19 protein-coding genes and 3 tRNA genes are annotated in these 21,841 nt (G+C 61.2%); 12 read left to right on the top strand and 10 right to left on the bottom strand.

Annotation, left to right across the window (positions count from 1 at the left end; all coding sequences use genetic code 11):
* Positions 1 to 71 precede the first annotated feature (71 nt).
* From ABID19_RS24275 to ABID19_RS24265, 3 genes are all read right to left on the bottom strand, one after another.
* Entirely contained in the window at positions 72 to 989 is a 918-nt protein-coding gene (locus tag ABID19_RS24275) for a carbohydrate ABC transporter permease (RefSeq protein WP_127316290.1), read from the bottom strand.
* Between the two features lie 13 nt (positions 990 to 1,002).
* Entirely contained in the window at positions 1,003 to 2,124 is a 1,122-nt protein-coding gene (locus ABID19_RS24270; RefSeq protein ID WP_127206229.1) for a carbohydrate ABC transporter permease, read from the bottom strand.
* 99 nt (positions 2,125 to 2,223) lie between these two features.
* The gene (locus ABID19_RS24265) at positions 2,224 to 3,888 is read right to left on the bottom strand and encodes an ABC transporter substrate-binding protein (protein ID WP_354493442.1); all 1,665 of its coding nucleotides are present in this window, start codon (positions 3,886 to 3,888) and stop codon (positions 2,224 to 2,226) included.
* Between the two features lie 295 nt (positions 3,889 to 4,183).
* On the opposite strand from ABID19_RS24265, the gene ABID19_RS24260 reads away from it, so the two are divergent.
* The 3 genes from ABID19_RS24260 to rbsK are packed head-to-tail and all read left to right on the top strand — an operon-like array spanning position 4,184 to position 6,655.
* Positions 4,184 to 5,242 (top strand): ABC transporter ATP-binding protein, encoded by a 1,059-nt coding sequence (locus ABID19_RS24260; RefSeq protein ID WP_354493441.1) that lies wholly within the window; start codon positions 4,184 to 4,186, stop codon positions 5,240 to 5,242.
* 32 nt (positions 5,243 to 5,274) lie between these two features.
* Positions 5,275 to 5,727, top strand: coding sequence for an RbsD/FucU family protein (locus tag ABID19_RS24255; RefSeq protein ID WP_354493440.1), 453 nt, complete (start codon positions 5,275 to 5,277; stop codon positions 5,725 to 5,727).
* A gap of 4 nt (positions 5,728 to 5,731) precedes the next feature.
* Positions 5,732 to 6,655, top strand: coding sequence for a ribokinase (gene rbsK, locus ABID19_RS24250; protein WP_354493439.1), 924 nt, complete (start codon positions 5,732 to 5,734; stop codon positions 6,653 to 6,655).
* 58 nt (positions 6,656 to 6,713) lie between these two features.
* Here the strand turns inward: rbsK and ABID19_RS24245 are convergent, their stop codons facing one another.
* Positions 6,714 to 7,499, bottom strand: coding sequence for an ion transporter (locus ABID19_RS24245; protein WP_354493438.1), 786 nt, complete (start codon positions 7,497 to 7,499; stop codon positions 6,714 to 6,716).
* A gap of 230 nt (positions 7,500 to 7,729) precedes the next feature.
* Positions 7,730 to 7,806 (bottom strand) — tRNA-Asp (locus ABID19_RS24240).
* 507 nt (positions 7,807 to 8,313) lie between these two features.
* Here ABID19_RS24240 and ABID19_RS24235 point away from each other — a divergent pair.
* From ABID19_RS24235 to ABID19_RS24225, 3 genes are all read left to right on the top strand, one after another.
* Positions 8,314 to 8,658, top strand: coding sequence for an EF-hand domain-containing protein (locus ABID19_RS24235; RefSeq protein ID WP_354493437.1), 345 nt, complete (start codon positions 8,314 to 8,316; stop codon positions 8,656 to 8,658).
* Between the two features lie 53 nt (positions 8,659 to 8,711).
* The gene (locus tag ABID19_RS24230; RefSeq protein WP_354493436.1) at positions 8,712 to 9,818 is read left to right on the top strand and encodes a flavodoxin family protein; all 1,107 of its coding nucleotides are present in this window, start codon (positions 8,712 to 8,714) and stop codon (positions 9,816 to 9,818) included.
* A 364-nt stretch (positions 9,819 to 10,182) separates the two neighbouring features.
* Complete coding sequence (locus ABID19_RS24225; protein WP_354493435.1) at positions 10,183 to 10,719, top strand: DUF1003 domain-containing protein; 537 nt, start codon at positions 10,183 to 10,185, stop codon at positions 10,717 to 10,719.
* 89 nt (positions 10,720 to 10,808) lie between these two features.
* Here the strand turns inward: ABID19_RS24225 and ABID19_RS24220 are convergent.
* Positions 10,809 to 10,885: transfer RNA gene (locus tag ABID19_RS24220), tRNA-Asp, on the bottom strand.
* A gap of 217 nt (positions 10,886 to 11,102) precedes the next feature.
* On the opposite strand from ABID19_RS24220, the gene ABID19_RS24215 reads away from it, so the two are divergent.
* The 6 genes from ABID19_RS24215 (at position 11,103) to ABID19_RS24190 (ending at position 17,910) form a co-directional block, all read left to right on the top strand.
* Positions 11,103 to 11,178: transfer RNA gene (locus ABID19_RS24215), tRNA-Val, on the top strand.
* Positions 11,179 to 11,614: 436 nt separating this feature from the next.
* Complete coding sequence (asnB, locus tag ABID19_RS24210) at positions 11,615 to 13,552, top strand: asparagine synthase (glutamine-hydrolyzing) (RefSeq protein ID WP_354493434.1); 1,938 nt, start codon at positions 11,615 to 11,617, stop codon at positions 13,550 to 13,552.
* An 18-nt stretch (positions 13,553 to 13,570) separates the two neighbouring features.
* Positions 13,571 to 13,831: an acyl carrier protein gene (locus tag ABID19_RS24205; RefSeq protein WP_354493433.1), complete on the top strand. Its 261-nt coding sequence runs from the start codon at positions 13,571 to 13,573 to the stop codon at positions 13,829 to 13,831.
* Between the two features lie 22 nt (positions 13,832 to 13,853).
* A complete protein-coding gene (locus ABID19_RS24200; RefSeq protein WP_354493432.1) occupies positions 13,854 to 15,395 on the top strand; it encodes a class I adenylate-forming enzyme family protein in 1,542 nt (513 codons plus the stop codon).
* Positions 15,392 to 16,399 carry an NAD(+) synthase gene (gene nadE / locus ABID19_RS24195; RefSeq protein WP_354493431.1) on the top strand — a complete coding sequence of 336 codons (1,008 nt, stop codon included), beginning with the start codon at positions 15,392 to 15,394 and terminating at the stop codon, positions 16,397 to 16,399. The genes ABID19_RS24200 and nadE overlap by 4 nt, the downstream gene beginning before the upstream one ends.
* A gap of 254 nt (positions 16,400 to 16,653) precedes the next feature.
* Entirely contained in the window at positions 16,654 to 17,910 is a 1,257-nt protein-coding gene (locus ABID19_RS24190) for a flavin-containing monooxygenase (RefSeq protein ID WP_354493430.1), read from the top strand.
* Between the two features lie 39 nt (positions 17,911 to 17,949).
* Here the strand turns inward: ABID19_RS24190 and ABID19_RS24185 are convergent, their stop codons facing one another.
* The 4 genes from ABID19_RS24185 to ABID19_RS24170 form a co-directional block, all read right to left on the bottom strand.
* Complete coding sequence (locus ABID19_RS24185; protein ID WP_354493429.1) at positions 17,950 to 19,065, bottom strand: hypothetical protein; 1,116 nt, start codon at positions 19,063 to 19,065, stop codon at positions 17,950 to 17,952.
* Between the two features lie 295 nt (positions 19,066 to 19,360).
* On the bottom strand, positions 19,361 to 20,017 hold the full coding sequence (locus ABID19_RS24180; protein WP_354493428.1) for a GNAT family N-acetyltransferase: 657 nt from the start codon (positions 20,015 to 20,017) through the stop codon (positions 19,361 to 19,363).
* Complete coding sequence (locus tag ABID19_RS24175) at positions 20,014 to 20,784, bottom strand: SDR family oxidoreductase (RefSeq protein ID WP_354493427.1); 771 nt, start codon at positions 20,782 to 20,784, stop codon at positions 20,014 to 20,016. The genes ABID19_RS24180 and ABID19_RS24175 overlap by 4 nt, the downstream gene beginning before the upstream one ends.
* Before the next feature lie 11 nt (positions 20,785 to 20,795).
* Positions 20,796 to 21,791: an ABC transporter permease gene (locus ABID19_RS24170; RefSeq protein ID WP_354493426.1), complete on the bottom strand. Its 996-nt coding sequence runs from the start codon at positions 21,789 to 21,791 to the stop codon at positions 20,796 to 20,798.
* Between the last annotated feature and the right edge of the window lie 50 nt (positions 21,792 to 21,841).

Raw genomic sequence — 21,841 nt, 5'->3', positions numbered from 1 at the left:
ACCCCTCAACCGTCTTGGCGCTACGCGCCAATCCACCTTCTCCCACAAGGGGAGAAGGCAAGAGGGCGCCGCTACTTCACCGCGCCCGCGGTCATGCCCATGATCAGATAGCGCTCGAGCGCGATGCCGATGACGGCAAGCGGCGTGATCGCGGCGGTGGCCAGCGCCGCCATCGACCACCAGTTGATGCCTTGCGAGCCGGTCTGGCTCGCCACCATGACGGGAATGGTCTTGGCATCTGTCGAGGTCAGCAGGGCGGCGAAGAAATACTCGTTCCAGCACAGCACCATTGCCAGGATGAAGGCGGCGACCATGCCCGGCAGCGCGATCGGCATGACAATGCGGAAGAAGGCGCCCCAGATCGACAGGCCGTCGACGAGGGCTGCTTCCTCCAACTCAACAGGGATCGAATTGAACTGGTCGCGCATGATCCAGATGACGATCGGCAGCACCATCAGCGTGTAAAGCAGGATCAGCCCGATGCGCGTGTCGAGCATGCCGACTTCGCGGTACAGCACGAGAAAGGGCAAAGCGAGCACGACCGGCGGCAGGATCAGCTGCGACAGGAAGAAGAAGGAGATGTCCTCATTCTTGAACCAGGCGAAGTGATAGCGGTAGCGGGTGAGGCCGTAGGCGGCGAGGCTGCCGATGACAATGGCGAGGCTCGACGCGCCGACCGAGGTGATGACCGAATTCATGAAGCGCTTGATGAACTCGTCGCGCACCGTCGACGTCCGGAAGATCGAGTCCGGCGACAGGCCGAGCGAGCGCCAGCCCTTCCAGTCCGGCCGGAAGTCGACGAACGGGATGAGATGGCCCTGGGTGACGTCGACTGCGGTTTTGAACGAGGTGGTTATCGTCCAGTAGATCGGGAACAGGCAGATGAAGGCCCAGAACACCAGCGCGCCATAGATGAAGACGCGGTTGGCGAAAAAGCTCGCCGGCGAGCGGATTTCGGAAGCGGCATAGTCGGTGGTCTGAACGCTCATATTGCCGCCCCAATCAATTGACGTTGCGCACGAAGCGGTTGGCGAATTTCAACAGCCATGTCACGAACACGATGATGATGATGAGGTAGGCCATTGCCAGCATGGTGCCGTAGCCGACATTCGAGCGGTCGCGATACTCGCGATAGATGAAGCTCGACACGGAATCGGTCGCGCCACCCGGGCCGCCCGAGGTGACGGTGATGATGATGTCGGCAAGCTTCAGCTTGAAGATGATGCGCAGGATGATCGCCGTTACCGACACCGGCAGCATCAGCGGGAAGGTGACCTGCCAGAAGGTCTGCCAGGCATTGGCGCCGTCTACCCTGGCCGCCTCCAGCACCTCGCGTGACATCGCCTGGAGGCCGGCGAGCAGCATGATCATCATGAACGGGATGAAGGTCCAGGCATCCAGCACCATGATCGAGATGCGGGCGGTGATCGGATTGGAGAAGAAGGCGGGATTTTCCCAGCCGAGCTGGCGCGCCAGTGCCGCGGCCGGCCCGAACCGGTACTCCATCAGCGATTTGCCGATCATCCACGATACTGCGACCGGCGACAGCATCAACGGCATGAGGAAAACGACGCGGAAGAATTTGCGCGCCCGGATCTGTGCGTTGAGGAGCAGTGCGAGGCCAAACGCGATGACGTACTCGACCAGCACCGCGAGCACATAGAGCACCATGTTGAACAGCGCGTTGCGGTAGTAGGGATCGGCCAGCATCTGCCAGAAATTGTCGAGCCCGTTGAACTTCCGGCCACTGAAGGAACTGAGGTTCCAGTCGGTCAGCGCGATGTAGAAACCGAACAGCGTCGGGAAGATCACCATGGCGATGGTGAACAGCAGCGCCGGCAAAAGGAACAGCGCGCGCTGGCCGTCTTCGCCGCGCGTCAGCACCTGGCCGATGCCGAGCGCAACACCCCACAGCACATAGGCATAGACCACCGGCCGCCAGGTCTCGAACCCGATAGTGTCGACCTCGGTCTTGTAGAGGATCTGAACTGCGATCACCGCCAGAAGGCCGAGCGTCGCAGCGGCCATCAAGGCCCGGCCGAGCCGCTTGCGGCCCGGTGATATCAGATCGGATGGAGCGGCGTTTGCCGGCCACGCATTGGTGGGCAAGGTCTGGTCAGCCACGCGTCTGGTCCGTTCACTGAAGGCTTTTGACCGGCTGGCCGGTCAAGCTGCGGTCCGGCGGCCTCGCACCGCCGGACCGCGGTTCACCACAGTCTCAGCCTACATGCCGAGCGAGGCCTTGTAGAGCTTGATCTGATTTTCGCGGCCGATCTGGTCGGTCAGCTTCTCCCAGGCGGCTGCGATCGCATCGGCGCCTTCCTGCGCCTTCATCTTTCCGGCAAACGTGTTGGCCAGAATGTCCTCGGCGGCGCTGTAATACTGGAAGATGCCGGGGATGCGCGGTTCGATCGCGGCGTTCGGATGATTGTAGCTGTCGGCTTCCGACTTCAGATACGAAGTGATGAACGCCTCGTCGTAACCGGCCGCTACCCATTCCGGAATGTCGAAATGCGAATTGCGGTAGGGTTGGAAGCCGGACGGGTACATGGCTGTCCAGATCGACAGATCCTTGCCGCCGAGATGGGCAGCGGCCGACCATGCCGCCTTTTTCTTCTTTTCGTCGCTGTCGACCCGGGCCATGACATAGACGCCCCAGCCGAGATAGGCGCAGTTCGGCGCATAATTCGGTCCGCTGGCGAGCTTATCCCATTGGCCGGTCTTGGAATTGTAGACGTCGTCCGAGCCAGGCAGGATCGAGAAGCCGGTGACGTCGCCGACGACAGAGGAGTCGTTTGTCTTGACGTTTGAGCCGACATCGCCCCACCAGGTGACCATCGAACCGGTGCCGGCCAGGAACTGCTGGAAGGCGGTGGTGTTCGGGTCGGCGTTGATCTGGTCGGCAGGCTCGGAAGGCAGCGCGTCGATGACGTCCTGGATCGCCCGCACCCAGGCTGGATTGTTGATGCGCGGCTTCATCGTGTCGGCATCGAACAGCCAGGCCTTGTCGTCGGGATGTTTGGCATAGGCGGTGGCACGGCTGCCGAGGAAGTAGAAGCCGAAGCCGCCCCAGGCCTTGGGCGCGTCGAGATAGCCGAAGACGTCCTGGCCCTGGAACTGCTTGCCCTTGAGGAATTTGGTCACGGCCTGCACCTGCTGCCAGGTCTTCGGCACGCCCCATTCACCGCCGCCGCCGCCGTCCTTCCACGCCTTGGCAAGGTCGGCATCGGCGAACACGTCGGTGCGGTAATTGAAGTTGTGCGCGTCGCCGTCGACGGTCACGCGGTACTGCTTGCCGTCCCAGGTGCCGACCGGTGGCTGCAGATAGGCGACGACGTCCTTCATGTCGATCTGGTCTTTGACCCAGTCCGGCATTTCGGAGGTCAGGCCCTTGCCGCACACGTCGCCTTCGAACGGCGCACCCATCTCGATGATGTCGAAATCGACGGTGCCGGTGGCGATCGACTGCTGCAGGCGGGCGTTGTAGTCCGCCTGCGCCAGGTCGATCCAGTTGATCTTGGCGCCGGTGTAGGTCTCCCACGGCTTCAGGAAGCCGCGAAACAGCACATTGTGCAGGTTCTGGTTGTTGAGCCCCATGAAGGTGAGCTGGACGCCGGCGAATTCGCCTTCCTTGACGTTGGCTTTGGTCGCCTCCAGGCAAAGCTCGCCGACTTGCTGGAAGTCGGCATCGGTCGGCTGGCCCTTGCCGACGCCGGGAATCTGGAGGATCTGCGCGCGCAGTTCGCTTGCGGCGGAAGCCGGGCGCGTCAGCGCGCCAAGCCCGGCGCCGGATGCCGCGGCGATCGCGGCCATGCTGGCCGCGCCCTTGAGCACATCGCGGCGAGTGGCTCCCGCGCGCATAAACTGGTTGTAAAGGCTGACTTTCATTTCGTTCCTCCCAGAATCTCAAATGACGATTGTTTTCGGATGCCCGGAGCGCTGGACGTGTTCCCCAACGACAGCGACTCCCAGGATTAGTGGCCCAAGTTCCCTCCCGCGACGCTTCGATTTCCGTGGTCCGGATTGGCGTTTCGGCGCGCCGGAACAGGGGCATAGCACGAGCCCTTTCACTATTCTCGCAACCACGGGCCGTGTCAACGAGGGTAGAGTTTTTTATCGATAAAAGACTGACTTGCCCTCGCCGTTTGCGTTGTTTAGCTTCACCGCAACGAAAGGGGGGCCGATGGCTCAAGTCGCAATCAGCAATGTGGCCAAGGCGTTCGGAACCGTCAAGGTCCTGCACGATGTCAGCGTCGACATAGCTGATGGGCAGTTCGTGGTGCTGGTCGGCCCTTCGGGGTGCGGCAAGTCCACGCTGCTCAGGATGGTGGCGGGCCTGGAGACCGTTTCCGGTGGGACGATTGCCATCGGCGAGCGTGTCGTCAACCATCTGCCGCCGGCCAAGCGCGACATCGCCATGGTGTTCCAGAATTACGCGCTCTACCCCCACAAGACGGTCGAGCAGAACATGGCCTTTGCGCTCAAACTGCGGAAGACCGATCCGGCCGTGGTTGCCGAGCGGGTCAAGCGCGCCGCCGATATCCTCGACCTCAATCCCTACCTCAAGCGCTATCCGCGCCAGCTCTCGGGCGGGCAGCGCCAGCGTGTCGCCATGGGCCGGGCCATCGTGCGCAACCCGCAGGTGTTCCTGTTCGACGAGCCGCTCTCCAATCTTGACGCGAAGCTGCGCGTGCAGATGCGCACCGAGATCAAGGAACTGCACCAGCGGCTGAAGACCACCACCATCTATGTCACGCACGACCAGATCGAGGCCATGACCATGGCCGACAAGATCGTCGTGATGCGCGACGGCCGCATCGAGCAGGTTGGCGCACCGCTGGAGCTGTTCGATCGGCCGGCCAATCTGTTCGTCGCCGGCTTCATCGGCTCGCCGTCGATGAACCTGCTCAAGGGCGTGGTGCGCAAGGGCGACAAAGCTGTCGTAGAGATCGCCGGGACGCCATTCCCGATATCAGCGAAAAGCGCGGTGGAGGATGGCCGCAAAGTCGTCTACGGCGTGCGGCCCGAGCATCTCGAAATCCACCCCGACGGCGTGCTGGCGAAGATTTCGGTAGTCGAGCCGACCGGTTCCGAAACGCTGGTGTTCCTGCGTTTCGGCGAGGGCGAGATGGTGGCGCTGTTTCGCGAGCGCCATGACTTCAAGCCAGGCGACACGCTGCGCCTGAAACCCCGGCTCGAGCAGGTCCACCTCTTCGACGCAGAGACCGGCCGCCGTATCTGACCTCACACAAAAGCCCGTTCGGGAGGAATGCCATGCTCAAAGGGATCAATCCGCTGCTCAATGCCGACGTGCTCCAGGCGCTGCGGGCAATGGGGCATGGCGATGATTTGATCATCGCCGACACCAACTTCCCCTCCGATTCAGTGGCCCGCCAGACCGTGCTCGGCCGGCTGCTGCGCATAGACGCGCCGGCGGCGGACGTGGTCAAGGCGGTGCTGTCGCTCTATCCGCTGGACAATTTCGTCGACGATGCCGCCGCCCGCATGGAGATCGTCGGGCAGCCGGACGAGATCCCGCCCGTGCAGAGGCAAGTGCAAAACGAGATCAATGCTGCGGAGGGCAAGGCCTGGCCGATGATTTCGGTCGAGCGCTACGCCTTCTACGAGCGCGCCAAGAAGGCCTATTGCGTCATCCAGACCGGCGAGCGCCGCTTCTATGGCTGTTTTGCCTTCCGCAAGGGCGTCGTTCCGCCGGACGCCGAGTAGCGGCATGCCAGGCAAGCCTGTCGTCATATTGGGCGTGTTCGTCGCCGACACCGCCTACCGCGCCGCCCGCCAGCCACGCATGGGCGAGACGATCCTTGGAACATCCTTCACCCTCGGTCCCGGCGGCAAGGGGTCGAACCAGGCGGTCGCGGCTGGCCGTCTCGGCGCCGACGTCACCTTCCTGACGCGCCTCGGCGTCGATCCCTTTGCCGATATGGCCAGGCAGACCTGGGCGCAGGCCGGCGTGAAGAGCGCCGTCATCGACACCCCGGAAAGCTACACGGGTGCAGCCTACATCTTCGTCGAGGAGACGACCGGCAACAATGCCATCATCGTCAGCCCCGGCGCGGCCATGCTGATTTCGCCCGACGACATCGAAACCCATGCCGGGCTGATCCGCTCGGCCGGCGTCTTCGTCACCCAGCTCGAGCAGCCGATCGACGCGGCGCTGCGGGCGCTGGAGATCGCGCGCGGGGCAGGGGTGACGACCATCCTCAATCCGGCGCCCGCGGCAAAGCTTCCGGACCACATCTACACGCTCTGCGACTATGTCACGCCCAACGAGACCGAGGCCGAGGAACTGACCGGCATCAAGGTGTCGTCCATCGAGGACGCCCGCCGCGCCGCCGACAGCCTGCTCGAAAAGGGCGTCGGCGCGGTCATCGTGACGCTCGGTGAAAACGGCGCGCTCCTGCATACGGCCAGCCGCTCCGACCATGTCGGTGCGGTCAATGCCGGCCCGGTGGTCGAGACTACCGGCGCGGGCGATGCCTTCAATGGCGGCCTGGCTGCAGCACTTGCGAGAGGGGTGGAGCCGTTGCAAGCGGTCCGCTTCGCCTGCGCGGTCGCCGGCATTTCGGTCACCCGGCCCGGCACGGCGCCGTCGATGCCGTCACTGCATGAGGTCGAGGCGCTGCTCGCCGGGTAATACTGGCTGTATGCGCAATGTCCGCAGGGAAATGCTTGTCCCGCCGCGCTGAGGGAATCTAGCTGCGAACGCCCGACAATTCCCGGACCTCTGCCCGCAGCGCCTGTATCTCCGCGAGGATGGTGGCCTGATCGCTATGAAGCGTTGCCCTGTCGGCCGATTCTACGGCTTCATGCTCGGCCTCCATCGCCGAAACGATCACGCCGATGAACAGATTGAGCACGGTGAACGAGGTCGCAATGATGAATGGGATGAAGAACAGCCAGGCGGTCGGATAGACTTCCATGACCGGGCGCACCACGCCGTCCGACCAGCCTTCGAGAGTCATGACCTGGAAAAGCGTGAAGAGCGATTCCGGTATGCCGCCGAACAGTTCGGGAAAGGACGAGCCGTAGAGCTTCGTCGCCATCACCGCAAAGACGTAGAACACCAGCCCGAGCAACAGCATGATCGAGCCCATGCCGGGCAGGGCGGTGATGAAGCCGGTGACGACACGGCGCAGCGACGGAACGATGCTGATCAGGCGCAGGACCCGCAGGATGCGCAGCGCCCTCAGCACCGAGAGCGAACCGGTCGCGGGGATAAGCGCGAAACCGACGACGAGGAGGTCGAAGATGCGCCATGGATCGCGGAAGAAATGCGTCCTGTAGACGACCACCCGGATCGCGAGTTCGAGCACGAAGACGCCGAGGATCGCGCGGTCGATGGCCGTCAGAAGCGGACCAAAGGCAGCAATCGCGTCGGGCGAGGTTTCGAGGCCGAGCGTGACGGCGTTGATCAGGATCAGGATCATGATCGCGAGGTCGAAACGGCGCGATTCGATGAGCGATTTCAGGGCATTCAAGGCTTCTTCTCCGCCAGAGCATCGGACCCAAAAGTGGGAACCGGTTTTGGGAAAATCCGATGCTCAAACAAAAATTGAGCATCGGCCCCAAAATGGGAACCGGGTCTGGAGAATCCAATGCTCAAACGCATATGGCGGGCTTGTGACGCAAGGAATACAAAAAGTTGAAACTCTCAGGAAACTGAAAGTCGAAACTTTTTGTATTAAGGAACCTAGGCCATTCAAAAGAATGGCGCGAGTGACGGGGCTCGAACCCGCGACCTCCGGCGTGACAGGCCGGCACTCTAACCAACTGAGCTACACCCGCGCATAGACGAGCCCGTGTCAGCCGTGTTCGTCGTTGGGGCGGTGTGGATTAGCCGCCGGGTGTGAGGCGTGACCCGCCAGCGATTGATAGCCCTCGGGCTCGAATGTAACCGTCACAAGGCCAAGCAGCCCGGCCGGAAATGGCCTTCCGGCCCGCCGTCAAAGCGGATCGTATCACGGCGCTATATCGTTGCAGTGACAGCGTTTCTCCGCGGCAGCGCCAAGGATTGCATGGGTTTTCGCTCGATCGGTACCAACGTGCAGCGCTGATCTACCAATGCGCAGGAACCATGCGGGGAGCAGCGGGTTTGGCTTGGATGCCGACACGTTCGGTCCACCATTCTCCAAGGAGAATACGATGACATTAGCAAGCAAAACCACAGCAGTCGCCGCGACGCTGGCTATGCTAGCCTCGCCAGCACTATCCCAGACGAGTTCACCCGCGCCCGCCGCACCTACACAGGATCAAGGTTCACAGCCATCGCCGAGCGGGCCAACCGGAGACCCCATGCGGCAAATGATGCGTCAGATGATGACTGAGATGCTGGAAGAGAGAATGCAGGAGCGTCACCGCCCCCGAGCAGAACGACGAGGTGGCGACCGGTGGCACCGCGATTTTCGAAGAGGTCCGCCTGTCGCGCGCCATATGGGAGGCGGGATGATGCATGGCGCACGGATGCGAATGATGTTCGCCATAGTGGACGCTGACGGCGATGGTTCGCTTTCTCAAACCGAGGTTCAGGATTTCGTCGGGCGGATATTCAACGCCGCCGACGAGAACGGTGATGACAGTGTCGACAGGGAGGAGATCCGATACTTCATCCACGGGGGTGCCGACGAAACGGGTGAATAAATCGCTGCAAAGTCTCGCGCGTTCCTGGACGAATTCGGGAAAGGAATTTGGAAATGGCTGGTTTCGTTGGCAAATTTGTCGGGAAAACGCCGGCGCCTCGCAAGGGCATGCCTGGTCCAAAATTGAATGAGAAAGAGTTCAAGGCAAGGTACAAGCAGCAATTCGTCGATCCAGCGTTCGAACCGGTCGCCCAGTCGATCGAGCAAATCGCTTCAATCGCCTGGCAGGCTTATGCGGATTCCCGCAAGAGCCCGACCACGAGGAAAGCCGGCCCTGCGTTCACCGACCCCGACTACGATCTGTCCGTCGATTGGATTGCGGCGCACGAAGCGGTGCTCCAGGCGCAGCGTCGGTATGAGGATCTAACGGCCCCACCGCGTTTATTGATCATCAACGGGTCGTCGCGCAGCGAGCATACCTGTCCCGGCGAGATGTCGAAGAGCTTCCGGCTCGCCGAAATCGCCCGTCGGGCCATCGACAAGGAAACAAAACTTGCGGTTGAGATTCTCGATCTGTCGCGACTTGCTTCCGAATACGGGAGGAACATCTATCCCTGCAAGGCGTGCTTTTCGACGGCCGCTCCGCTCTGCCATTGGCCCTGTTCCTGTTATCCCAACCACTCGCTTGGCCAGGTTCAGGACTGGATGAACGAAATCTACCCGATGTGGGTAGCCGCCCATGGGATCATGATCATCTCCCCGGTGAATTGGTATCAGGTTTCCTCGCCGATCAAACTGATGATGGACAGGCTTGTTTGCGCCGACGGCGGCAATCCAGACCCCTCGTTGACACAAGGCAAGGATGCGGCAATGGCAAAGAAGGTGGAACTGGCCGGCTGGGACTATCCGCGTCATCTGGCAGGCAGGCTGTTTTCTGTGATCGTCCACGGCGATGTCGAAGGTGCCGAGAATGTGCGGCATTCCATCGCTGACTGGCTGCGCTTCATGAAGTTGTCGCCGGCCGGCCCCAGCGCCGAACTCGACCGCTACATCGGTTATTGGAAGCCATACGCTACAAGTCATGATGAACTCGATGCCGACGAGACAATGCAGGAAGAAGTTCGCAACGCCGCCCGCTCGCTCGCCGAAGCCGTCGTCGAACGCCGGGCGGGCCGTTTCCGTCAGATCGGCATCGGCTTGGAAGATCCACGGCAAAAATAGGCGCCTCCGATCAGCGAAGCACGGAATCCCGCAATTCCGCTTGGGACCGGCCCCGAGCTTAGTCAGCGGACGTGCCGTGCATCCGTTCCTGAAGGCACTGGGAAATGTCTTTAATGAAAGCTCCGCCGGATCGATCTCAAGGGCTTCATCCTGCCAATCGTGCCGGGTTGGGCAACCATGCGCCGCCACAGGCGTTAAAGAGCTCAGCGTCCGAGAGAAGCGGGAGCGAGTACATATTCCCGGCCGCGTTGTCCCGCTTCCAGCCAGGAAACCAGGAGTTGTCGCCTATCAGGTTGAGAACGTCTATGAAGCTTCCTTGCCGCCGCGGCTGGACCCCAGATCTAGCGCTTTAAGTCGAGCCTTGATGTCCATGGCCGCACCACAGTCCGCCGACATGCAGTCGGTCCTCCACACCAACATTCAGGCTCTGGTTGACCATCGACGAGAGCAGGAGCAGCGGCAGGCGTTTCAAGATCGAATTGCGGGCCTCATCTCCCGTTTCGCGGGGAGCATGGCATTCGTATATCTGCACCTTGCAATCCTGATCATCTGGGTCGCGCTGAACCTTGGAGCGATCCGGGCTATTCCACCCTGGGACTCAAGCTTCGTGATATTGGCAATGGTAGCCTCGGTTGAGGCGATCTTCCTGTCTACCTTCGTACTTATCAACCAGAACAGGATGGCTGAGCTCAGTGAGCGCCGCGCCGAGTTGGATCTGCAAATCAGCCTACTCAACGAGCACGAAACCACACGACTGATCGAAATGATGTCCGCTCTGACGGAGCGTCTGAAGGTATCGACGCCGGCAGATGACGAACTGCCGCAGCTAGCTCAGAACGTCGATCCTCAAGCAGTGATGAGCCAAATCGAACGGGTTTCTGGAAATCAGACCAAGCGTTAATTTATCGAGTGCCAGTTCGGCACCAGTATCTGAATTGCCGGTCCGGCATTCAGAGATTTTTCATTTTCAATCAGCCAAGCGATTGAAAATGGCGCGAGTGACGGGGCTCGAACCCGCGACCTCCGGCGTGACAGGCCGGCACTCTAACCAACTGAGCTACACCCGCGCATAGACGAGCACGTGTCAGCCGTGTTCGTCGTTGGGGCGGTGGATAAGGGGTAAGCCGCCGGGTGTCAAGCGGAGCAGGACAGCATTACGGCAAACAGGAGAAGGTTTTTTGACAGGCAGGATTTTGTCGCCAAAACCTGCTAGCGCCCAAGGCGTTGTCTGCTCATTTGGCCTTGCGAAGCCTGCCCTAACTGCTTAAAGGTCCGGCCCGGAGCGGGCGATTAGCTCAGTTGGTAGAGCGCTTCGTTTACACCGAAGATGTCGGCGGTTCGAGCCCGTCATCGCCCACCATATAACCGTTCGGTTTAGTCTCGTTCGCTGATCGGCTCGCTTGCCGATGTGACCGACTGCACCGATGATGCCAGGCCTAGGTATTTCGACGACGCGTACGAAGGGACAGGCGCTCGGGACAAACTGAGCGCTTTCCGCGCGTTTATGGGGTTAGAGCAGGGCGGGTTCGGCGATTACAGATCCGTCGAGCGAACACGCCACCTGTGACGGACCCACCGGACCGCCAGGCTGCAACGCGGCAGGTCGCCGTAACTCGAACACGAGTTGCGTTTAGCTTTGAAATATACTTCTATTTCCAGGTGAGATAACCAACAGCCAAGTGCAATTATTGTTTTAATTTATTGTTAACCACGTGTCGGGTGAAACTGCCCGTGTTAACGCTAAAGGTCACCATCCAGGTTATATTTCGGATCTCACCGATATATGGGCAGTAGTAATGTGCGGATTCGGGGGCTATTTCGGTTCGATCCGGGATGCGGAAGCTTTGCTTGCGCGCATGACGGCTGCGATCGCCCATCGCGGGCCGGATGAGCAAGGGACGTTCATAGCGCCGGACGCCGGGCTCGGGCATGCGCGGCTCTCCGTGATCGGGATCGGTGATGGCCAGCAGCCGATGTCCGACGTGTCAGGCAATTTGACGATTGCGTTCAACGGCGAAATTTTCAACTACTTGGAACTGCGCGCAGGGCTGATAGCCAAGGGCCGACGCTTCCGCACGTCGAGCGACACGGAAGTCATCCTGCAGCTTTATGACGAGATGGGCGAAGACTGCCTGTCCCTTCTGAACGGTGATTTCGCCTTCGCGATATGGGATAACAGGCGTCGGCGTATGGTACTTGCACGAGACCGGATGGGTGTCCGGCCGCTGTTCTACACGAACAAGGACGGCGTGCTTTACTTCGCGTCGGAGATCAAAGCCCTGCTGAAGGTCCCCGGCGTCTCGGCCGAAATCGATCCGATTGCACTCGACCAGATCTTTACGCTGTGGGCGCCGATCGCTCCCCGTACGGCTTTCCGCAATATCCACGAGCTTGAGCCGGCAAGCGTGATGATCGCGACGCCGGGGCAGGTCACGGTCAAACCCTATTGGCACCTGGACTATCCGCATCGAGACGCGCCGTCGGAATTCACGAACGAGGACGATGCCGCCGAGGAGCTGCAGGCGCTTTTGACCGATGCGGTGAGCCTTCGCATGCGCGCCGACGTGCCGGTCGGCTCCTATCTCTCTGGCGGGCTCGATTCCTCAGTTGTTTCGGCGCTCGCCGCTGGGATGACGCCCCGGAAACTGCAGACATTTTCGGTAGCTTTCGATAGCGCCGAGCACGACGAAAGCGCCTTCCAGACCGAGATGGCGTCAGCAATCGGTGCTGATCATCGAACCATTGTCAGCCATGCCGGCGATATCGCCCGTGTCTTCCCCGAAGTCATCCACTTTGCCGAGCGGCCAATCATCCGCACGGCGCCGGCGCCGCTCTATCAATTGTCCGGTCTGGTTCGCCAGGCCGGGCTGAAGGTCGTGCTGACCGGCGAGGGCGCCGACGAGGTCTTCGCAGGATATGACATCTTCAAGGAGGCGCGTGTTCGGCGGTTCTGCGCGCGTCAGCCGGCATCGCGCATGAGGCCAAAGCTGTTCCGCAAGCTCTATCCCTATCTGCCTGGCCTGCAACAGCAATCCGTCGAGTACCTGTCCGCATTCTTTGGCGTCGACAACGCGTCCCTCGACGACCCGCTGTTCTCGCATCGGCCACGCTTCAAGACCACGGCGGCGGCGAAGATCTTCTTCTCAGGTGACCTGCGTGCGACGTTGAACGGATACAACGCGGCCGAGGACCTGGTCAGCCGGTTGCCCCAGGCATTTTCCCTGTGGCACCCGCTGCATCAGGCGCAATATCTCGAAACCCGCTTCCTCCTGCCGGGCTACATCCTCTCCAGCCAAGGCGACCGCATGGCCATGGCGCATGGTATCGAAGGACGGTTCCCTTTCCTCGATCCTCGTTTGGTCGAGTTCGCAGCAAGGCTTCCGCCGGAAATGAAGCTGAAGGGTTTGGTGGAAAAGCACATATTGCGCAAGGCAACCAAACACCTGCTTCCGACGGCGATCGGGGAGCGCACCAAACAGCCTTACCGGGCCCCGGACGCCCGCTCCTTCGTGGGAGCCGGAGAACTGGATTACGTCCGCGACGCCTTGAGCGAAGCGAGCATCGCTGCCGGCGGACTGTTCAACGCCAAGGCGGTGGCAAAGCTTCATGAGAAATGCCGCACCCAGCCAGCGTCCGGGTTCCGCGACAACGCGGCCTTCGTCGGCATTTTGTCGACGCAACTGTGGCAGAAAAATTTCACCGGCCAAGAGGTCGGTGCAGCACTCGCAGCTTGAGAAGGGAAGGAAAGAAAAATGGTTACAATCAAGGACAAGGTCAGAACTTTTATCGTCGACAACTTCCTGTTCGGCGACAAATCATACCAGCTTGCGGATACAGATTCGCTGATCGAGAACGACATCATCGACTCGACCGCCGTGCTGGAACTGGTGGCCTTCATCGAGGACGATTTCGGCATAGCGATGGTCGATTCCGACGTCGTTCCGGCCAATCTGGATTCGATTGAACGCCTCTCATCCTTCATCGGTGCGAGAGCAGAAGCGCTGGCAGCATAGGTACGGTCGGCGAGGAGCGTCCATGCGGATCGAACATTTTCTGGTCGCGAAGGCCGCTGCCCATCCCGCCAAAACGGCCTTGATCACCAAGGACAGAAGGCTGTGCTACGAAGAACTGGACGATCTTTCGAGCCGCCTGGCCGCCGCACTTTTTGCGAATGGCGTCAGGCGCAATGATCGAGTCCTGATCTTCATGGACAATTGCTGGGAGGCTGCGGTTTCGATTTTCGCCGTTCTCAAGGCAGGGGCGACGTTCAGTCCAATCAACGCATCCACCAAGGCCGACAAGCTTGCCTACATCATCGGCGATTGCGACGCTGCGGCGATCCTTACCCAGTCAAAACTGATGCCTGTGGTCACTGAGGCGCGCGGCGACAATGCCGGCATCTTTGTGGCTTCTACCGTTGGTGCCGATGGCCAATGTCCGGCAGGGGCGACATCCCTGGCTGATTGCCCGACGTTCGAAGCCCGCGAGATAGACCACCGCGGCATCGACATCGATCTTGCGATGCTGATCTACACCTCGGGCTCCACGGGCCGGCCCAAGGGCGTGATGATGACCCACCGCAATTGCAACGCGGCTGCGGACTCCATCACCACCTATCTGCGCAATTCGCCAGACGACATCATCCTGAATGTTCTTCCCCTTGCCTTCGACTATGGTCTCTACCAGTTGCTGATGGCCGTCAGGCTCGGCGCTACGCTCGTGCTCGAAAAGTCCTTCGCTTTTCCTCAAGCGGTCTTTGAGCGTATCCGCGAGGAGCGCGTGACCGGGCTTCCGCTTGTGCCCACGATGGCAGCGATGATCCTGCAGATGCGTGAGTTGACGCCGGGCTTGCTGCCCAGCCTTCGCTATATTTCCAACACGGCGGCTGCCTTGCCACCAGCGCATATAGAGCGCCTGCGCTCGCTTTTTCCCGGCGTCAGGCTCTATTCGATGTATGGCCTGACGGAATGCAAGCGCTGTACCTATCTGCCGCCCGAGGAACTCGACCGCCGGCCGGGGTCGGTCGGAATAGCCATTCCGAACACTGAAGCCTTTGTCGTCGACGACAACGGGCAAATCGTGCCGCCAGGCGTAGCGGGTGAGCTGGTCATTCGCGGACCGCATGTCATGCAGGGTTATTGGCGAAACGAAGCTGCGACGGAACGGACCCTGCGGCCAGGCCCGAACCCTTGGGAGAAGGTTCTCTACACCGGCGATCTGTTCAGGACCGATGAGGACGGCTTTCTCTATTTCGTCGGGCGCAAGGACGACATCATAAAGACGCGGGGAGAGAAGGTGGCCCCGAAGGAAGTGGAAGCCGTGCTTCACGCCCATCCGGGCATCGCGGAAGCCGTAGTCGTCGGCGTGCCGGACCCGATGCTTGGGCACGCGATCGGCGCATTCGTGGTACGCTCGGACCTGACACTCAGCGAAAAGGATGTCATGCGCCACTGCGCACGTCACCTTGAAGATTTCATGGTCCCCAAGGTCGTCGAGTTCCATCGGGAACTGCCGAAGACGGATACGGGCAAGGTCAGCCGTCGGCTTGCGGCAGAGATGATGGAGGCCGCGCAATGACCGCTCGCCCGACCGAGGACGCGCACGCCTTTCTGGCACAGGCTCTGGCGATCGACCTGGCCATCGAAACGGACCGTATCGTAACGACATTGCGCCAGCAGTTGCGCGGCATCCGCAAGCGAGGCCTCGTGCTCGGTCTTTCCGGCGGGATCGATTCCAGCGTTTCGGTCGCCTTGGCCGCGCGTGCCGTCGGCCACCAGAATGTGCTCTGCCTCTTCATGCCGGAAAACGATTCCGATCCGGAAAGCCTGCGGCTCGGCCGTCTTGTCGCCGAGACGTTCGGTGTCGAGGCTATTGTAGAGGATATCGGGCCGGCCTTGCGCGCCATGGGCTGCTATGAGCGTCGCGATGCTTTCATCCGAGAGTTGGTCCCGGAATACGGCGAAGGCTGGGCCTCGAAGATCGTGATCGCGAATGCTCTAGAGAGCGAGGGCTACAATATCTCGTCGCTGGTGGTGCAGGACCCCGAGGGCAAGCAGACGAAAGTAAGAATGCCGCTGCCGGTCTATCTCGGGATCGTCGCCGCCACCAATATGAAGCAGCGCACGCGCAAGCAGATCGAATATTACCATGCTGATCGCCTGAATTTCGCCGTTCTTGGAACGCCGAACCGGCTGGAGTACGATCAGGGGTTCTTCGTGAAGAACGGTGACGGCGCCGCCGACGTCAAGCCGATCGCACATCTCTATAAAACGCAGGTCTATGCGCTGGCGGCCTATCTCGGTATCCCAGAGGAAATCCGCAACCGGCCACCGACCACCGATACCTACTCGCTGGCGCAGACGCAGGAGGAATTCTACTTCTCGCTCCCCTATGACCGCATGGATATTTGCCTTTGCGGCCTCAACAAAGGCGTGGCGGCCGAAGTGGTGGGGCAGGCGGCCGGCCTAGACGCCTCGCAAGTGGAGCGCGTCTGGGCGGATATCACCGCCAAGCGAAAGGCCACCCGCTATCTGCACCTGCGCCCGCAACTCGTTGACGAGGTCGAGGAAGTCGAGACCTGACCTGCCTCTCCAACCCGTCCGCGGCGAGCGCTTCAGCTAACCGATGTTTCGCGCCACATTGCTCCGTCCGCCTTGATCTGTGATCGGCATTCTGTGGATGAGCAAGAGAGTTTCTCGATGGAAACTACGCCTTGCGGTCTGGCGAGAGGCTGGCGAAACGGAATGCGCTCGGCCAGTCGGACGGAAATCGGCGCTGCTGGACTCATTGTTGGGGACAAGGCTTAATGCTGGCCGGGATGGCGGGATAGGCGACTATGAGATCACCGCAGCAAATGACTGATGGCGGCGATGTTCTCGATGCTGTCGTCGTCGGGGCCGGCTGGGCCGGCCTGGGTGTCAGCTATTGGCTGGCGCGACGGGGCTTGCGCCACAGCGTACTGGAGCGGGGCCGCATAGGAGAGACCTGGCGCACACAGCGATGGGATTCATTTCGGATGAATACTCCCAACGTCCAGACCGTCATGCCGGGCGATTGTTATGACGGTCCGGATCCGGATGGCGCCATGACGCGCGATCAGTTCGTCACTCTCCTTGAGGATTTCGCCGGGCGCAACGCGCTGCCGATCGAAGCGGATACTGCGGTAAGCGAACTCACGCACGAGAATGGCGCCTATCGGCTGACTACCTCACACGGCACGCTTTGGGCGCGCAACGTGATCGTCGCAAGCGGCAGCCTGAATTGTCCGGTGCGCCCGGTATGGGCCGCCGGATTGTCGCCAGCTCTCCGCCAGATCGACGCTTCCGGCTACCGCAGCGCTGCCGATCTGCCCGATGGAGCAGTGCTGGTGGTCGGAGGCGGCCAATCGGGTGTTCAGATCGCGGAGGAATTGGCGGACGTAGGTCGAACGGTCTTCCTTGCGACCAGTCGTGTCGGACGGCTCCCACGGCGCTACCGGGGTCGCGACATCATGGTCTGGCTGGTCGAAAGCGGGTTTCTCGACGTGCGCCGGGAGGAAGTCATTCGACTTGCGGGACGCATCCCGCCGCGTGGTGTGCTCGGGTCGATGCATACGATAAGCCTTCAGGCGCTGAGCGCCCAAGGTGTCGTGCTTCTTGGGCGCCTCACCGGCATCGAGGATGGCGGCAGCCTCTCGTTCGCCGACGATCTCGAAGCGAATGCCCGCTTTGCGGATGAAGCCTCTGACAATGTCAAACGCTATGTCGACGACTATATCAGCCGCACCGGGATCGATGCACCCGTTGCGGAGCCCGACCCGGCGGAGACGGTCGCGATGCGCCAGCCGAACCCGACGATCGGTTCGCTCGATCTCTCCCACTCCGGTGTAACCAGCGTGGTGTGGTGCACGGGCTTTAAGGGCGATTTCAGCTGGATGAGGCTTCCGGGAGCGCTGGACAGCGCGGGACAGCCTGTTCACGCGGATGGCGTGGCCGCCCTGCCGGGCCTTTACTTCGCAGGGCTGGACTTCGCCTCCACACGCAAGTCAGGCATCATCTTGGCGATCGCCGAAGAAGCACCTCGTATTGTTGACCATATCGCAAGGCATTCGTGACCGCCTTTGGCATGGTTCGCTCCTTTACGACTGAATGCTTCAGCTGAAACGACCGCCGATCAACTGGCTCCACTGCTCGCCCGCAAGCCCGTTCAGAAAAGCTTGCGAAGTCTTCATGGCGTCCAAAAGCTCGGGGTCGCGTGAATGCACCACGGTCGAGGCAACGGTCAGGAAGGCTATGCGTCGCCCAAGCATTGCTTCCAGAAGTGCAGGTTGAATTCGTCCGCGCAGGCCGCTGACGCCGCGCGCGGCGGCATGATCGATCAGGCAGTCGATCACGGAACCGGCCTGGCCGGGGAGAGCGAGGATCTGCAGCACGCGACCGATTTCACCCCTCCGTGCGTGATAGGCGAATGCGCCGACATTGGTGCCGACCGGGGATGCCACGGACACGAAAACGAGCTCGCCCAGATCAAGTTTTTGTGCCGCATCGGTCAGGATATGATCGAGCAGGTCTTCCTCCCACGCCGGGCGCAGGGCGAAATGGGTGGTCAACGGCTCGACAAGCTTGGCAAATGTGTGGCTGTCGATTTCGGACATCTGAAAGGCGCCATGGCCTGCCCCGTCCGCCGCCACACCGGACCAGCGCCGTTCGCTGGACTTCATTCGCCTGCAATAAAACCGGTCGATGGCATGGGCAAACGGAATGAGCATCCGGACAAGCTTCATGCGACTGGCGGAAAGGCCGAGCACAAAGGTCGACGGCCGCATCACGCGTATCCAATCGAGACTGTATTGCGGCAGGACCACGCCGCGCAGCCGGGTCCACAACTTCGTGGAGATATCATTGGCCGTCTCGCTGAACGAGATGTCCTGCGGACCATCCAAATAAGCCTTCAACAAGCGAGCGCCGGCCATCGGGTCGCGCTCATGATCCTCGACCATGAGCGAGCTACAGATGGCGGCCCGTAGCTGTCGGCCGTTGAACTGCATCGGCAATACGTGAACGCCGACAAACCCGGAAACGCGGCCTGAATCGTTGACATGGACAAGCGACCGCAGATCGCCTCCGCAACCCGGAGCCTCGAGATAAAACCGTCTCATATATTCGATGAGCGCTGGCGGCGCTTCGGTCCGCTCTTTGCGCAGCACGCGTTGAAACATGCCGGCGATTGCCGGAAGATCGGCACCTTCAAGGGCGCGAATGACGCTCAAGCGCGGCTCCCGGCACCGGAGTCCCGTCCACCGCGTTTCCGGGCCTTGATAACGTCAGCCTTCGCATTGGCCATCGCGGCGAACATCAGGTGTTTGCGGCGGTGCAATCTCGACCAGTTGCAATCGCTCCGGTGGCCGAAAGGAGAGCGGTGATGCCGTGGCAAGGTGGGCCCTTTGCTTGAAGGATGAAAACCAGCGTCGTTGCTGTTACCAACTTCGGGTAAACCGAAGTTAAAGTATTGGTAGCAAATCGAGTTTTATCGGCTTGGCTTTGCTTCGTCGCTGCCGCGGCACGTCAGCCTGCAACTCCCGGTGCGAAGCCAAGTTGCTTGGCGACATAGATGCAGCGGTTTGGTAATCCGACGTCCTGCAACACCTTAAATCCGGCAGTCCTGTAGAAGTTCAGCGCGTGGACATTCTGCGGCATGACCTCGAGGCAAAGTCCGGTTGAGCCGCTTGCGGCAAGGCGCTGCTCGAGAAAGGCCATCGCTTGCCTGCCGATGCCTTTTCCGCGGGCCTGCGGCAACAGGTCGATATGGCCGTGCGAGGGATAGGCGGCCAGCGCTTGCGGTACGGCGAAATCGGGATGATGAATTTTGTGCCGCAGCCAATCGCTGCCGCGCCAGCGGGAGCTGTCGGGTCCCGGGTCGGCCACGCGTGCCTCAAGGTCCGGATACCACTGCGAGACCAACCTGGCATTGAAGGAATTTGTGTCGGCTGCGCCAAGGAGATAGCCGCAGGCACCTGCGGGGCCATCGACGATGAACGCCAGATCGGGTTCGAGGACCTGGTAGGGAATGGTGTAGACGAGGCCGAGCAGATCCGGGTCGTCTTCGCGGCCGGTCGCGTCCTTGCCCGCGTCGCCGGTCTTGAGGCAGATCATGGCGAGCGCTGCATGATCGGCCACCGTTGCCTGGCGCAGGAAAAAACCGTCGCCGAAATCGAGGATCATGGCGGCAGCAGCCGAAAATCCTTGCCCTCGGGCAGCAGCTGCCCGCCGTCGACGATTATGGTCGTGCCGGTGATGTAGCTGGCGTCGTCGGAGGCCAGGAACAGGAAAGCATTGGCCACGTCGCGCGGGCTGCCGAGGCGGCCGAGCGGAATGGCGTCTTCCATGTTCTTGATGAAGGCCGCGCCGCGATGCAGCTGGATTGCTTCGGTGAGGATATTGCCGGGCTCGACGCCGTTGACGGTGATGCCATAGCCCGAGAATTCGAGGGCGGCCGAACGGATCAGGCCGTTGATGCCGGCCTTGGTCGCCGAATAGTGGCCATGACCCGGGCTGGTGACGTGCGGGCCGGTGATGGAGGAGGTGAACAGCATGCGGCCAAAGTGCTGCGCCTTCATTGGAACGAGCGCGGCACGGGCGGCATTGAAGGTGCCGCGTAAATTGACCGCCATGACACGGTCCCAGTCGTCCGGGCTGGTGTTTTCCAGCAGCTGCCAGGGATAGATGCCGGCATTCTGGACCATGATGTCGAGACGGCCGTGATGGTCGAGTGCCAGCGCAACGGCGGCTTCCGCATCGGCCATCCGCGAGATGTCGGTGCGAATGAAGGCAGCGCCGAGCTCGTCCGCGGCCGCTTGCCCGGCCTCGACCTCGGTATCGGCCAGGACGAGCTTCGCGCCCTCTTCGGCAAAACGTTGTGCAATGCCCTTGCCGATGCCGCGCGCACTGCCGACGATCAGCGCGACCCTATCTTCGAGACGGCCGGTCATGCCAGCCCCCCTCATGCCAGTCTTTGGCGGATGGTTTGCTTGAATGCGTCGAGCAGCACGGCGGCAAGCACCAGCAGCCCGTGGATCACCTGGGTGAAGTTGGCCGGAAGGCCCATGAGGTTGATCGCAGTGTTGATCGCGGACAGCAAAAGCACGCCGGCATAAACGCCGGGCAGGGTGCCGACGCCACCCTTCAGGCTGACGCCGCCGATGACGACGGCGGCGAAGGCGTTGAATAGCAGGCCGACGCCGAGATTGGCGGTCGCGCCGGAGGTACGGATCGCCAGCAGCCAACCGGCAAGACCAGCTATGGCGCCAGCGAGAACGAAGGCAATGACGAGGTTGCGATTCACACGGATGCCGGCGCGGAACGTGGCGGTCTCGTTGCCGCCGATCATGACGAGATGCCTGCCGAAGGGTGTCTTGGCCATGATCAGCGAGAACACTACGAAACACGCAATAGCGATCCAGGCGGTGAGCGGCAGGCCAAGCAGGCGCTGAATGCCGAACCAGCGGATTGCCGGCGCAAGATCCTGTGCGGAGCGGCCGCCGGAAATAACCAGCACAAGGCCGCGCACCCAGATGTAGGACGCAAGCGTGATGATAAAAGCACTCATCTTCACCTTCACGACGAGGTAGCCGTTGATGACGCCGATGATGCCGCCGACAGCCAGGGCAATAAGCAGCGAAACCGGAACCATCAGCCATTCCGGGTGCAATTGAACGCCAAGGCCGATACCGGCCGAGCAGAACAGGATGCCGACCGCCATGGCGCCGAGCGCCGCCACGGATTCGACCGACAGGTCCATGTGTCCGGTGATGATGACCAGCGCCAGGCCGATCGACATGACGCCAAGCACGCTCGACGCCTCTATGATGTTGGCGAAGATGCCGAGCTGGAAATAATTCGGAATGAAGATGGAGAAGACCACCAGCACGAAGACCAGCATGAACCAGACGAGGTTGTCGAGGATGAACTCGAGGACGTGGCGCGTGCGGGGGGACATGTGCTGATCCGGCTGGCGCATGCCCCGAAAATCATTTTGGATTCTCGGAA

The sequence above is a fragment of the Mesorhizobium robiniae genome, assembly GCF_040545535.1.
In the GTDB taxonomy this organism is placed as follows: Bacteria; Pseudomonadota; Alphaproteobacteria; order Rhizobiales; family Rhizobiaceae; genus Mesorhizobium; species Mesorhizobium robiniae.
This window is presented reverse-complemented; position numbering and strand designations above follow the sequence as displayed.

Excerpts from the sequence above, each read along its gene's own strand:
- ABID19_RS24260 (WP_354493441.1), top strand. The coding sequence starts at position 4,184 with ATGGCTCAAGTCGCAATCAGCAATGTGGCCAAGGCGTTCGGAACCGTC.
- ABID19_RS24225 (WP_354493435.1), top strand. The coding sequence starts at position 10,183 with ATGTCCATGGCCGCACCACAGTCCGCCGACATGCAGTCGGTCCTCCAC.
- ABID19_RS24265 (WP_354493442.1), bottom strand. The coding sequence starts at position 3,888 with ATGAAAGTCAGCCTTTACAACCAGTTTATGCGCGCGGGAGCCACTCGC.
- ABID19_RS24230 (WP_354493436.1), top strand. The coding sequence starts at position 8,712 with ATGGCTGGTTTCGTTGGCAAATTTGTCGGGAAAACGCCGGCGCCTCGC.
- rbsK (WP_354493439.1), top strand. The coding sequence starts at position 5,732 with ATGCCAGGCAAGCCTGTCGTCATATTGGGCGTGTTCGTCGCCGACACC.
- nadE (WP_354493431.1), top strand. The coding sequence starts at position 15,392 with ATGACCGCTCGCCCGACCGAGGACGCGCACGCCTTTCTGGCACAGGCT.
- asnB (WP_354493434.1), top strand. The coding sequence starts at position 11,615 with ATGTGCGGATTCGGGGGCTATTTCGGTTCGATCCGGGATGCGGAAGCT.
- ABID19_RS24180 (WP_354493428.1), bottom strand. The coding sequence starts at position 20,017 with ATGATCCTCGATTTCGGCGACGGTTTTTTCCTGCGCCAGGCAACGGTG.
- ABID19_RS24170 (WP_354493426.1), bottom strand. The coding sequence starts at position 21,791 with ATGTCCCCCCGCACGCGCCACGTCCTCGAGTTCATCCTCGACAACCTC.
- ABID19_RS24275 (WP_127316290.1), bottom strand. The coding sequence starts at position 989 with ATGAGCGTTCAGACCACCGACTATGCCGCTTCCGAAATCCGCTCGCCG.
- ABID19_RS24205 (WP_354493433.1), top strand. The coding sequence starts at position 13,571 with ATGGTTACAATCAAGGACAAGGTCAGAACTTTTATCGTCGACAACTTC.
- ABID19_RS24190 (WP_354493430.1), top strand. The coding sequence starts at position 16,654 with ATGAGATCACCGCAGCAAATGACTGATGGCGGCGATGTTCTCGATGCT.
- ABID19_RS24235 (WP_354493437.1), top strand. The coding sequence starts at position 8,314 with ATGCGGCAAATGATGCGTCAGATGATGACTGAGATGCTGGAAGAGAGA.
- ABID19_RS24255 (WP_354493440.1), top strand. The coding sequence starts at position 5,275 with ATGCTCAAAGGGATCAATCCGCTGCTCAATGCCGACGTGCTCCAGGCG.
- ABID19_RS24175 (WP_354493427.1), bottom strand. The coding sequence starts at position 20,784 with ATGACCGGCCGTCTCGAAGATAGGGTCGCGCTGATCGTCGGCAGTGCG.
- ABID19_RS24200 (WP_354493432.1), top strand. The coding sequence starts at position 13,854 with ATGCGGATCGAACATTTTCTGGTCGCGAAGGCCGCTGCCCATCCCGCC.